A 13,168-nucleotide genomic window follows, 5' to 3' on the forward strand; every position below is an offset into this window, starting at 1 on the left:
TACTAACTCATCGGATCCGGGGAAAAATGTCAACAATTACAATAACGAAACATCAGGAAATAAAATTGTTGCGCAGCTCCGCAATTTTTTCACAAAGCAGAATATAATCATCGGGAGATATCTCAATCTCACTTTTAGCTCTGATGGTGGTAGTCCTGTTCAGAGTATCGGTAACAGCCTCCACTTCCGAAGTATTAACAATAGTTACTTTATCAAAAATCTCCGATAATTCCTGCATATCAGCCAACAACCGGTCTATGTCGGAATTTTCATCCCTGTAGGTTTCCATCATATTCTGAAGGGTCACCAGTGAGAGTTTCTGATAAAGAATCCGCTCCACAAGGTTCTTATTGTTTTGAAGATTTCCCCTTGTCAACGAAGTGGCAAGATACAATCCTTCAATCCAGCCACCTGCCAAAACAATTACCGAAACGGCAGCACGATTATTTTCAGAAAGATAGGCATTAGAGTTCATATAGGTTTCGGAGATGATGTTCATTACCACCTCCCGGTTGTTCATATTTTCTTCAAGCTGACGAATGGTCTGCTCATCAATAGCGCCCAGTATTCCGAGTTCATCGGCCAGATTTCGTGCATTCCCCATGTATTCAATGGTTGTTTGCGACTGGTCGAACAAGCTGGCATAACTAAGATCGGCACTGTAAATTCCCAAATTCAGCGCCATCTTAAAATTGGTATTGTATTTCGAGATATTGTCCAGAGGATTGAGAATATCCGGATCGAATCCGGCGCCGGCACGCTTAATCAGCATGGCTGTTTCCAAAGGAGATGGCAGTGAATAAAAGATAAGCTTTGACTTATTCAGATCTTCAACCAGCTGATCATTCATCGGGACGGACTCAATGATATCTTTCTCTGAATTTTCAGATTCTTTCTTTGCACCTGAATTACAGGCAAAAAATGTCAAAACAAAACCTCCGAGGGCTACCAACCGAATCGTTAAAGAAGCTTTATGTAAAACCTTTGTCATAGATACAACAAGTTGAAGCGACCAAACTTATTGATCGCTGTTTTAATAATTACACAATTTATTACTTTTCCACACGACAATCAAAGAATCGTCTGATATTTTGACCGACGTAGTAATCAGAAAGATGTGCGCTTCTTTTTCCCGGGTAGTAACCCACTCTACCGGCAATAAAAACTATTCAAATTTGGAGAAATATTTCATAAACTGAGCTCTTTCATAAAGCGCAGGATTTTTCATATTCCGATAGTTCATTTTTCCCTGGAAGTCTTTAATCGATGAGAAATTATGCTCCTGCATCCAGCTTTCAATAAATTCAACCATTCGGGTAATGACTTCAGGACCGTTTTTGTAAACAGCAGAACAAACCTGAGCTGCCGAGGCACCTGCCAGTAGCTGTTTGACAACTGCAGTGCCATCATGAATTCCGGTGGATGCTGCAATATCGGTTTTGTTTATTTTAGAACTTACGATGGCCACCCAACGCAAAGACTGACGAATATCTGAAGGATTGCTGAATACTTCGGCAGAAGTAAGACTTAATGTATGAATATCAATATCAGGTTCATAAAAACGGTTAAACAAAACCACTCCCTTAGCTCCTGAAACAGAAAGCCGGTCAACAACATGTACCAAATCGGAGAAATAAGGTCCAAGCTTCATAGATACCGGAATGGAAACGACCTCACTAACTGTTTCTGCTATCTTAAAATAAATATCCTCATAGGTTCCCGGCTCACTGTTTTTATCGGTATTAACCCTGAAAACATTCAATTCCAGAGCATCGGCACCTGCATTTTCAATTTCCTGGGCAAAATTGACCCATTCATCGGCAGAAAAACAGTTAATACTGGCTATAACCGGAATATCCACAGCCGCTTTGGCATCCTTAATCAATTTCAAATAGGCCGAGACTGAATTCTCACGGGTATATTCCCGCACATAATCCATGGCTTCAGGATAATCAAATCCATGACCTCCTCTTACCTCATTGTTTACTTCGTGGATAATCTGCTCTTCAAAAAGGGACTTCAAAACAACTGCCCCTGCTCCGGCAGCTGCAAGCTTTTGTATTTGTTCAACGCTATTGGTCAGTCCTGAACTGCTGACAACAACAGGATTTTTCAATTTTAACCCCAGGTAAGTGGTCTCTAAATTTGCCATGTCCTTATATGCTTTATGCGTTTTTCTTTAAAATTTGCTTTAACAAATATAATCAAAACCGTAAAAGTCCCAATCGTTTTGGGGTGATTACACGTAATTGCGCTCCCCGAAAATAGAACTACCTATGCGCACCATATTGCTTCCCTCCTCTACGGCAATCTCATAATCACTTGACATACCCATACTTAAAAACGAAAACTCTTCTCTTTCCTTAAAATATTTCTCCTTCACCCTCTCAAAAGTGTTTTTTAAGGTGCGGAACTCTCCGGCGACCTTTTCCCGGTCATCCGTAAAGGTAGCCATCCCCATAAGCCCTCTTATCTCTACATTAGAAAAGGACTGAAAATCCTGACTCTCCAGCAACTCAAACAATTCAGTTTCATCAAGACCAAACTTGGTCTCCTCACTGGCAATATGCATCTGTAGCAAACAAGGAATAATCCGCTCATTTTTGGCACCCTCCTTATTTATGGCCCGAAGCAAACGAAGACTATCCACTCCATGAATCAAAGAGACAAACGGGGCGATGTATTTCACCTTATTGCGCTGCAGGTGACCAATCATATGCCATTGAATATCTTTGGGAAGACTTTCCTGCTTATCCACCAGCTCCTGCACCTTATTTTCACCAAAGATGCGCTGCCCGGCCTCATAGGCCTCCATAATCATTTCGTTGGGTTTGGTTTTTGATACTGCCACAAGGGTAACTTCTCCAGGCAGCTGTTCCTTTAATTTTTGAATACTCTGACTAACTGATGACATAAATCCTTTTACTTTTTTTCACTAAAAATCCCGGTCGGAATAATATGGCAAGTTACCAAGAATTCTGCACCGGGAAAAATAATATTATTATCAAGAATCAAAGTTCATGAATCACCAGTCCCGATCTGAGTTTAGGTTCAAACCAGGTGGTTTTGGGTGGCATGATATTCCCGGTATCGGCAATATCTATCAACTGCTGCATAGAAACAGGATAAAGCGCAAATGCAACCTTCATTTCACCCGAATCCACCCGCTTCTTCAGCTCCTCAAGTCCGCGAATACCACCAATGAAATCAATCCTTTTTGATGTCCGCAAATCGTTAATGTCCAATAATTTGTCTAACACCTCACCGGACAAAATGGTTACATCCAGCACTCCAATCGGATCCTGATCGTTATAGGTTCCCGGTTTTGCCTGAAGACTGTACCATTTTCCGGCAAGATACATCCCAAATTCATGGAGCATGGATGGTTTATATATTTCAGCACCTTTCTCTGTTACATCAAAAGAGGTGGACAGTTTCTCAAGAAATTGTTCTTCGGAAAGGCCGTTCAGATCTTTTACCACTCGATTGTAATCAATAATCTCCAGTTGATCATCGGGAAAATGCACTGCCATGAAATAATTGTACTCTTCGTCTCCGGTATGGTTGGGGTTGGCTGCTTTTCGTTCCAGCCCTACCCTTGCAGCCGCTGCAGTTCGGTGATGTCCGTCGGCCACATAAGTGCAGGGAACCTTTTCAGCAAATAACGTTTCCAATTGGTTATTGGTATCAGCATCTTTTACCACCCAAAAGTGATGTCCGAAGCCGTCATCCTCTGCAACAAAATCGTATTCAGGCTCCTGATTTTCCACAATTCCTTTTACAATGGCATCTATTTCCGGCACAGCTTTGTAACTAAAAAACACAGGTTCCAGATTGGCATTGTTGGTCCGGATGTGTACCATGCGGTCTTCCTCTTTATCGGGACGGGTAAGTTCATGCTTCTTGATAATCCCGTTCTCATAATCAGAACAGGCGGCAGAACCTACAATCCCGTACTGAGTCCGCCCGTTCATGGTTTGAGCATAAATATAAAAACGAGGTTCAGGTTCCGGAACCAGCCATCCCTGTTTTTTAAAGTTTTGAAAATTCTCTGCCGATTTGCTGTAAACCTCATCTGAATGCACATCCACATCCTGCTCACAATCAATCTCTGCTCTGGTAATATGCAACAATGAGTAATCTTTTCCTTCAGCCATTTTTGCGGCCTCCTGCGAATTCATAACATCGTAGGGCAGACAAGAAAGTCCTGCCGCAATTTCTTTGGGAGGACGAAGTCCCTTAAAAGGTTTTACTATTGCCATATAAAAAAAAGTTTTTTGATATAAGTAAAGTTGCGTCTGTTGTTATTAGTCAGCAGTCAGCAGTATTATAGCCAGTAGCATGATTTACAGCGACTGACATACGATACAGGAACCAACAATTATTGTACAGACATCAGATTTAAAGGTGGTTAAAATTTTTGTGATATAAAAGTACTTTAGTTAGGTAACTAAGGAAAATAGTCGTAAAGCAGAAGAGGTGAGCTATGAGAAATGAAAGGTAAAAATTGAGAATTGAGAGGTGAGAGTTGAGAAATATTTCCTTGCCATGGTAAACCAGCCCCGGCGAGGCGACAGTTTGGTAGCAACTGGTAGCAATAACGTTCCAATGAATGGAAAGCCCCGGAAGGGGTAGCACCTACAAATAAGAATATTATGAATGTAATTCAGCTATTAATCGAGACATAAAGTCTTTAGGCATAACATTTTACAGGAACCACCAAACACTCCAAAGCCCGAAAATATCCTAAAAAATATTTTCGGGCTTGCAACATAAATATTATTACGGAGAGCTTATTTAGAGTCTGTCCATAAACCAAGCGTTTTTCACGTGTTTGAACTAGAAAGTTCAAATTCAAGGCGTGTGAAAAATCTAAACCGCAGTCCCGAAGTAGCGTTTGTAAGATTTTTAAACAAAAAGCACAATCGGGATGAGGATCTAGATTTTGAGCAACAACGCAGAGGTTGGACTTTATAGACAAACACTATTTATTCACCCGGAAAGTTTCGTCTCCATCCTTCAGGAACTTAACAATTTGGTTGGCAGCAGCCACTCCTGCATTGATGTTAGCCTCGGAGGTCTGTGCGCCCATTTTCTTAGGCGTAAAGAAGAATCGTCCCGGGAATTTCTCCTCAAAAACCGCTTTATTATCTGGGGCAATATCAGAAATATAAGCAAAGTCGGCTCGTTTCTCCATGAGCGCCACCACGCTTTCCTCATCAATTACCTCCTTACGTGCAGTATTTACTAGCACAGCACCTTCGGGCATTGTGTTAAGCAACCCCGCATTGATAGACTTTTTGGTTTTATCATTGGCCGGAATATGCAATGACACATACTGACAAGTACTGTACAATTCCTCTACTGATGAGACAGGTGTGATACCATCAGCTTTAATTTTAGCATCCTCAACAAAAGGATCGAAGGCATATACATCCATTCCGAAACCTTTGGCTATTTTGGCCACATAGATTCCCACGTTTCCATAGGCGTGAATTCCAATTTTCTTTCCACGAAGCTCCGTTCCGGCCGCTCCGTTGAAATGATTACGTGCCTGAAAAACCATCATTCCAAATGCAAGCTCTGCCACTGCATTGGAGTTCTGCCCGGGGGTATTCATAGCCACAATATTTTTAGCCGAACAAGCCTCCAGATCCAGATTGTCGTATCCCGCACCGGCACGAACAACAATCTGCAACTCTTTTGCAGCATCAACCACATCAGCGGTTACTTTATCCGACCGAACAATCAGAGCGTTGGCATCGGCAACAGCAGCATTGAGTTCATCAGGTGATGAATATTTCTCAAGCAAAGACATAGAAAAACCTGCAGCTTCAACAATCTCTTTTATCTGAGCTACTGCAGCAGGAGCAAAAGGTTTTTCGGTTGCAACCAGTATTTTCTTCATAATTACCAAAGTTTTAAACAAACAAAGGGCCCTCAAAGGCCCTTTGCTGTGGTTTAATGTTAGTGTTTCTTTTCAAATTCCTGCATGGTTTCCACAAGGGCCTTAACACTTTCATAAGGCAAAGCGTTGTAAGTAGAGGCCCTGAAACCGCCCACACTTCGGTGACCTTTAATCCCAATCATTCCACGTATTGTGGCAAAATCCAGAAACTCTTTTTCCAGCTCTGCAAACTCATCATTCATGACAAAGCAAATGTTCATCAAAGAGCGATCTTCTTTAGCGGCAGTTCCTTTAAACAATTTGTTGCGGTCAATCTCATCATACAGCAAACCTGCCTTCTCTTCATTCTTCTTTTGCATGGCAGCCACTCCGCCCTGCTCCTTAAGCCATTTCAATGTTTGCAAAGCAGCAAAAACGGGAAGTACAGGAGGTGTATTAAACATTGAACCTTTGTCGGCGTGGGTTCTGTAATCCAGCATGGTTGGAATATCCCTGCCGGTTTTCCCGAGAATATCCTTCTTCACAATTACGAAAGCGACACCTGCAGGAGCCAGGTTCTTTTGCGCTCCACCATATATAATGGCATATTTTGATACATCTACAGGTCGTGAAAAGATATCGGATGACATATCAGCCACCAAGGGTACATTCACATCCAGATCTTCTTTGATTTCGGTACCGTAAATGGTATTATTGGTGGTGATATGAAAATAATCTGCATCGGCAGGTACCTCATAATTTTTGGGAATGTAATTGTAATTGGCCTCTTTGGATGAAGCAACTTCCACAACCTCGCCAAAAAACTTAGCCTCTTTCAATGCTTTGGCAGCCCATGCACCGGTATTCAGATAGGCAGCTTTTTTCTTCATCAGGTTGTATGGTACCATACAAAACTGAGTGCTGGCGCCACCACCCAGAAAAAGTACTTCATAATCATCAGGAATATTGAGCAGCTCTTTAAAAAGTGCCTGTGCCTCATCCATAACGGCAACAAACTCTTTTCCGCGGTGCGAAACCTCCATAACAGACAGGCCGGTACCTGCAAAGTTCAAAACAGCATCTGCTGTATTCTTAATGGTAGAATCAGGCAAAATAGATGGCCCTGCATAAAAGTTGTGTTTCTTCATCACCAATTCGTTTTTTTAATGAGAATATACAATAATGTTAGGTTTCAAAATCAATTGCAAGAGAATCGCCTGCAATAATTATAAATGATAAGTCAGACTTGTTGATTTTGTAAGATATTGAAACAAGAGATGATTTTTATCACGGTTCAAAGTTAGTGATTTATGATTTTTTATTCATCTGTTTGTCACTTTTTTTTGCGGATTAACCACAAGGTTGGAAAAATGACATTTTGTTACAATTCCACAAAGGGAGGCTTAACTACTTTTGCCCTGAGATCTTTATTCCTGACTCTGATAAATATTTCGCTTTCCGGTTTCCAAAATCCCTTTTTCAGATACCCCATACCAATCCCCTGCTTCAGCATTGGCGACATGGTTCCGGAAGTAACCGTGCCAATATTGTTGCCATCGGCATCTACAATTTCATATCCATGACGGGGTATTCCTCTCTCCTGAAGTACAAAACCTTTCAGCCTTTTCACCACTCCCTTCTCTTTCTGTTGTTCAAACAGCTTGCGCGAAATAAAATCATTGCCATCAACCAATTTGGTGATCCACCCCAGACCGGCCTCCACCGGAGAGGTTGTGTCGTCCAGATCATTTCCATAGAGTGCCAGTCCGGCTTCCAGTCGCAGGGTATCCCTGGCTCCCAGTCCGGCGGGCAACAGACCGAATTCAGTCCCGGCCTCCATTACTGCATTCCAAAGTGCCGGAGCCTCCTCATTATAGACATACAGCTCAAATCCCCCGGAGCCGGTATATCCGGTATTGGAAATGATAACATTATCCACCTTGCCGATGGTACCCACCTTAAATGAATAGTAAGGAACCGAGGACAAATCCGTAGTGGTAATTTTTTGAAGAATCGAAGCCGCTTTTGGGCCCTGAACAGCAATCAGTGAAATTTTGTCACTGGCATTTTCGAGTTCTGCTCCGAATGAGTTGTTTTCATTAATCCATTTCCAGTCCTTTTCCATATTGGAAGCATTTACCACCAACATATATTTTTCGGCCTCGTAATGGTACACTATCAGGTCGTCCACAATTCCACCCTGTTTATTGGGAAGACAGGAATACTGAGCTTTGCCAAACGGTAATGCAGCAACATCATTACTGGTAACATATTGAATAAGCTTCTGAGCATTGGGGCCTTTAACCCAAAACTCTCCCATGTGCGAAACGTCAAAGATTCCGGCAGCTTCTCTTACCGCCATGTGCTCTTTGTTAATTCCGGAATACTCAACCGGCATATCAAAACCGGCAAAAGGAACCATCTTAGCCCCCAGTTCCCGGTGAATATCATTTAAAACAGTCTTTTGCATAAAAAAATATATTATTGTAAATTATTCAGTCCTCCCAAAAAGAGAGGCTTTTTTCCTTTTAAAAACAGACATATTGCCGCTCGACAAGATAAGTCCGTATTTTTAAAAGGCCGAAGGTCTTTAAGCAATAGCCTGGGGCACCCCCCCCAGGAAAATTGGAACAACTCCCCCCTCATTATTGGTCGCGACGCGACCAATAATGAGGGAGCATGAGGGATACCTCCAAACCCAGGGCGTTGCCCCGGGCTATTGCTCTCAGGCTTTCAGCCTGTTTACATCTTACCTGTCTTATGTATAAGGTAGGCAAATGTCAGGTAAAGTGTAAAATGTCGGGTAAGCCGCAGCTATTTTCCACCTTGGGCAAAACAACAAAAAAGTAAGCATAGCCGCAGCTACGTGAGTCTTCATTTTGAGAAGCACAAGGTAGAAAGAGCAAGACTTGGTCCATCAGACGATGCTTGACTTCACACTAGCACAAATTTAAACGAAAAAAAGTGTTTAAAAGAATGACAATTATTTGTAAATTTACGTTAACAAAAAAAGATGAAGCAGAATGCTAACGCTATTGGAATGTTTTGTTTCATTTCGCTGATGACATCATTTTTATTAGATTTGTACCTTTCAATAATCAGAAAATAAGAAAACAACAAGATATGTCCGACAAATATGAATTCGTGAACCTGTCCTATTTACAAAGTATTGCCGGGGATGACGAGAGCATTATCAACGAGCTGATAACCATTTTCCTGGATCAAATTCCCGAATTTACCGATGGATTGGATCAAAGTTTTAAGGAAGGAGACTGGCGGAATGTAGCGGCTATAGCCCATAAAGCCAAATCATCCGTCTTGTCAATGGGCATGGAAGAGTTGGGCAATGTAGATTTAAAAAATCTGGAACTTATTGCAAAAGAAATTTTTGTTCAGGAGGTAAAAAAGAAGTCGGCACCCACCGAAAAAGAGATTAAAGAGGCAGAGAAAATGGAAAAAAACCTCAAAGGTTACGATGAAGAACGTCAGAAGTGGGTAAATGAGAATACCAAACCTGAAAAAGTTGCAGAACTCATCGAAAGATTTAACACCACCATCAGAAAAGCAGAAAAAGAACTTAAAACCGAAATTAAGGAATAATGGATACACTACTCAAAGTAACCCGGGAAAACAATAAAATCACAGGCACACTTGTGGATACCGATCGGTTAAATGCCACCATCGCCACCGGGGTTAAGGAGCAACTCAATAAAAATTTTGATGATTCAGAAATTTGCTTTACCCTGAACCTGCAAAATATAAAATTTATTGATAGTACGGGTATTGGTGTACTCATATCAGCTCTTAAAACTGCAAGGCAGCACAACGGTGAGTTTTATCTTACCAATGTAAATAAAGAGGTGATGGATTTGCTGGCGCTGATGAAACTTGATAAAGTCTTTGATTTTAAATAGTGTTTGTCCATAAAGAACCTTTTACTGTGTTATGCTTGCCCGAAAACTCCTCATTTACTCAAGTAAACTGCGTATTTTCGGGCTTCGCAAGCCTTGTAACTGATTCTTTCTTGACAAACACATGACTAGAAACAAATTTTGCTTAGTTTATAGACGGACACTAAATAGTATTTGTCCATAAAGTATCATTTACTTTAAACATCTTTCTTCCACAAAAAAAAGTCCACCGGATTCTACTTCCGATGGACACATTTCTTTTATTTTTCGTTGCCTAATTGGTAAATTCCAGATTGCCATCCTTAAAATCAACGCGAATTGGCCGCTCCTTATCCACCTCATCTGCCAATAGCTTTTTCGACAGATCATTCAGAACAAACCTTTGAAGTGCCCGTTTTATCGGTCGGGCACCAAACAGTGGATCATACCCCACCTCTGCCAGGTGATCAATGGCAGCATCGCTCATCTCAATGGATACATCCTGTGTTTTCAGGAGACGGGATATTTGCTCAAACTGTAACTTGACAATTTCACGTATCTCTTCTTTTGACAATGGAGAGAAGGTTATGATATCATCTATTCTGTTGAGAAACTCCGGACGGATGGTCTGTTTCAAAAGTGCCATCACCTCCTGACGGGTTTTCTCTACAACTTCTCCTGAAAAGCCGGAAGCCCCCGCCTCTTCAAAATTCTTTTGAATCAGATGAGACCCCACATTGGAGGTCATGATGATGATGGTATTCTTAAAATCAGCATGGCGTCCCTTATTGTCTGTCAGACGCCCGTCGTCCAGCACCTGCAGCAGAATATTAAAGACATCCGGATGTGCCTTCTCAATCTCATCAAGCAAAACCACCGAATAGGGCTTTCGCCTGACAGCCTCTGTTAGCTGGCCTCCTTCATCGTACCCCACATATCCCGGAGGAGCTCCGATAAGCCTTGAAACAGAGTGACGCTCCTGGTATTCAGACATATCAATACGAGTCATCAAATCTTCATCATCAAACAGAAATTCGGCTAGCGCACGAGCAAGCTCCGTCTTACCTACTCCGGTAGTCCCCAAAAAGATAAACGAACCTATTGGGCGACGAACATCCTGAAGCCCGGCACGGCTTCGTCTGACAGCATCAGCAACGGCTGCAATAGCCTCGTCCTGACCAACAACCCGCTTGTGCAGTTGATCTTCCAGCTTAAGTAACTTCTGGCGCTCACTCTGAAGCATGCGGGTCACAGGGATACCTGTCCATCGACTCACAATCTGGGCCACATCTTCGGCATCCACCTCTTCCTTGATCATCGCACTCTGCGACTGCCGCTCAGCCAGCTGAAGCTGCAACTTTTCAATGGTTTCGTTGGCCTCTTTTATTCTTCCGTAGCGCAACTCAGCGACCTTTTCGTAAAGCCCTTCCCGTTCCGCACGATCAGCTTCAAACTTATACTGCTCTATGGCCTCCTTGTTTTTCTGAATTTGTTCAATGATGCCTTTTTCCTCTTCCCACCTGGCTCTCAATCCGTTTCGCTCTTCCTTCAGATTGGAGATCTCCTCACTCAGCTCATTGACTTTTTTCTTGTCTCCTTCTCTACGAATAGCCTCTCTCTCAATCTCCAGTTGTTTAATCCGGCGTTCGATCTCATCAATTTCTTCCGGAACTGAGTTCATCTCAAGTCTAAGCTTCGAAGCAGCTTCATCAATCAAATCAATGGCCTTATCGGGAAGGAATCTGTCAGAAATATATCGTTTAGACAGTTCAGCCGCAGAAATAATGGCTTCATCCTTAATCCTTACCCTATGGTGTGTCTCATACCGCTCTTTAAGCCCGCGCAAAATAGATATGGCTGAGGCCAGATCAGGCTCATCCACCATCACAATCTGGAAACGACGCTCCAAAGCTTTATCCTTCTCAAAATATTTCTGATACTCTCCAAGTGTGGTTGCTCCGATGGCCCTGAGCTCTCCTCTGGCCAGTGCTGGTTTAAGAATATTGGCAGCATCCATGGCACCTTCACTTTTTCCGGCCCCTACCAGGGTGTGAATTTCATCGATGAAAAGCACAATTTCCCCGTTACTGCCAACCACTTCCTTAACAACCGCCTTAAGACGTTCCTCAAATTCCCCTTTATATTTGGCACCTGCAACAAGGGCTCCCATATCCAGAGAAAAGATTCTCTTACTCTTCAGGTTTTCGGGCACATCTCCATTGATAATACGGTGAGCCAGACCTTCTGCGATAGCTGTTTTTCCTACACCGGGTTCCCCAATCAAAATGGGATTATTTTTGGTTCGTCTTGATAAAATCTGAAGAATGCGACGGATCTCATCATCCCGACCAATGACAGGATCCAGCTTTCCACTCCTGGCCTGCTCGTTCAGGTCAATAGCAAAGCGTCCCAGAGCATTAAAGGCATCCTCCGCCGACTGACTTTCCACTTTGCTGCCTTTACGCAACTCCTCAATTGCCTGCTTCAGCCCTTTTTCCGTCACTCCGGCATCTTTCATCATTTTGGAAACCTGATCTCCGCTCTTGAGAATCCCCAGCAACATATGTTCAATACTGGCAAACTGATCCCCCATCTCCTTGGAAAAGGTCACCGCTTTTTGCAGACTTTCATTGGCTTCACGACTTAAATAAGGGTCGCCACCACTCACCTTGGGGTACGATTCTATCATCTTATCCAACACCGGAGTAAGCTGTCCCACCCCCATTTTATTAAACAGAAATCGTGTAATATTCTCTTCAACTTCAAGCAAACCCTTAAGCAGATGCCCGTTTTCTATTGCCTGATGTTGATAACCACCAGCAATTTGAAAGGCCTGTTGAATGGCCTCCTGTGCTTTTATAGTAAATTGATTCAGATTCATATCTTTTGGTTTTATTATTCAAAAACAGAATGTGCTCTTAACAATCTTATGATTTTACGTTAGTCGATAAGCCCACTTTTCAGGAGGACTGACTCATTGATTCCTTCGATCTTCTCTTCATAAAAAAATTCTTCTGCTTAGCCTCTTTCAAGCACCCTGCCACACACAATAATGCGTCATTTTGGCATAAAAAAGCATTATTTGTGCGTCATTTTTTCAGCTACAGGATTTCTATCTAGCGTGTTTCTCTCATAAGACAGTTTCTCTCATAAGACAGTTAAGATGTAAACAGGCTGAAAAGCCTGAGAGCATTAACTCAGTTAAATCAGCGCGTTGCCCCGGGTTTTGACCCCCTCATTATTGGTCGCGATGCGACCAATAATGAGGGGGGAGGAATTTTTACAATTTCCCTGGGGCGTTGCCCCGGGCTATTGCTCTCAGGTCGTTGGCCTGTCACAGAGTAGTTTTGAGAAGGAAAAAATTATGGGTCATCACTCTGGTCAAAAACAC

The 13,168-nt window shown here is 42.4% G+C and carries 10 protein-coding genes; 2 read left to right on the forward strand and 8 right to left on the reverse strand.

Annotated features, from left to right (window positions below; genetic code table 11):
* Window positions 1–52: 52 nt before the first annotated feature.
* The 7 genes from BY457_RS15215 to gcvT form a co-directional block, all read right to left on the reverse strand.
* Window positions 53–991: a hypothetical protein gene (locus BY457_RS15215; protein ID WP_106154187.1), complete on the reverse strand. Its 939-nt coding sequence runs from the start codon at window positions 989–991 to the stop codon at window positions 53–55.
* Window positions 992–1,165: 174 nt separating this feature from the next.
* Window positions 1,166–2,152, reverse strand: a complete 987-nt coding sequence (locus BY457_RS15220) for a dihydroorotate dehydrogenase-like protein (protein WP_106154188.1) — start codon at window positions 2,150–2,152, stop codon at window positions 1,166–1,168.
* Window positions 2,153–2,239: 87 nt separating this feature from the next.
* Window positions 2,240–2,914, reverse strand: a complete 675-nt coding sequence (locus BY457_RS15225; RefSeq protein WP_106154189.1) for a YggS family pyridoxal phosphate-dependent enzyme — start codon at window positions 2,912–2,914, stop codon at window positions 2,240–2,242.
* Window positions 2,915–3,011: 97 nt separating this feature from the next.
* The gene (locus BY457_RS15230) at window positions 3,012–4,262 is read right to left on the reverse strand and encodes a DUF1015 domain-containing protein (RefSeq protein WP_106154190.1); all 1,251 of its coding nucleotides are present in this window, start codon (window positions 4,260–4,262) and stop codon (window positions 3,012–3,014) included.
* 722 nt (window positions 4,263–4,984) lie between these two features.
* A complete protein-coding gene (locus BY457_RS15235) occupies window positions 4,985–5,908 on the reverse strand; it encodes an NAD(P)-dependent oxidoreductase (protein ID WP_106154191.1) in 924 nt (307 codons plus the stop codon).
* Between the two features lie 59 nt (window positions 5,909–5,967).
* Entirely contained in the window at window positions 5,968–7,035 is a 1,068-nt protein-coding gene (gene serC, locus BY457_RS15240) for a 3-phosphoserine/phosphohydroxythreonine transaminase (protein WP_106154192.1), read from the reverse strand.
* Between the two features lie 233 nt (window positions 7,036–7,268).
* Entirely contained in the window at window positions 7,269–8,357 is a 1,089-nt protein-coding gene (gcvT, locus tag BY457_RS15245; protein WP_106154193.1) for a glycine cleavage system aminomethyltransferase GcvT, read from the reverse strand.
* A gap of 653 nt (window positions 8,358–9,010) precedes the next feature.
* Between gcvT and BY457_RS15250 the strand changes: the two genes are divergently transcribed.
* Complete coding sequence (locus BY457_RS15250) at window positions 9,011–9,487, forward strand: Hpt domain-containing protein (RefSeq protein WP_106154194.1); 477 nt, start codon at window positions 9,011–9,013, stop codon at window positions 9,485–9,487.
* Window positions 9,487–9,801, forward strand: coding sequence for an STAS domain-containing protein (locus BY457_RS15255; protein WP_106154195.1), 315 nt, complete (start codon window positions 9,487–9,489; stop codon window positions 9,799–9,801). The genes BY457_RS15250 and BY457_RS15255 overlap by 1 nt, the downstream gene beginning before the upstream one ends.
* 271 nt (window positions 9,802–10,072) lie before the next feature.
* On the opposite strand, the gene clpB is transcribed toward BY457_RS15255, so the two are convergent.
* Complete coding sequence (gene clpB / locus BY457_RS15260) at window positions 10,073–12,658, reverse strand: ATP-dependent chaperone ClpB (protein ID WP_106154196.1); 2,586 nt, start codon at window positions 12,656–12,658, stop codon at window positions 10,073–10,075.
* Window positions 12,659–13,168: the final 510 nt, after the last annotated feature.

The organism is Marinilabilia salmonicolor (genome assembly GCF_003003035.1).
Classification (GTDB): Bacteria; Bacteroidota; Bacteroidia; order Bacteroidales; family Marinilabiliaceae; genus Marinilabilia; species Marinilabilia salmonicolor_A.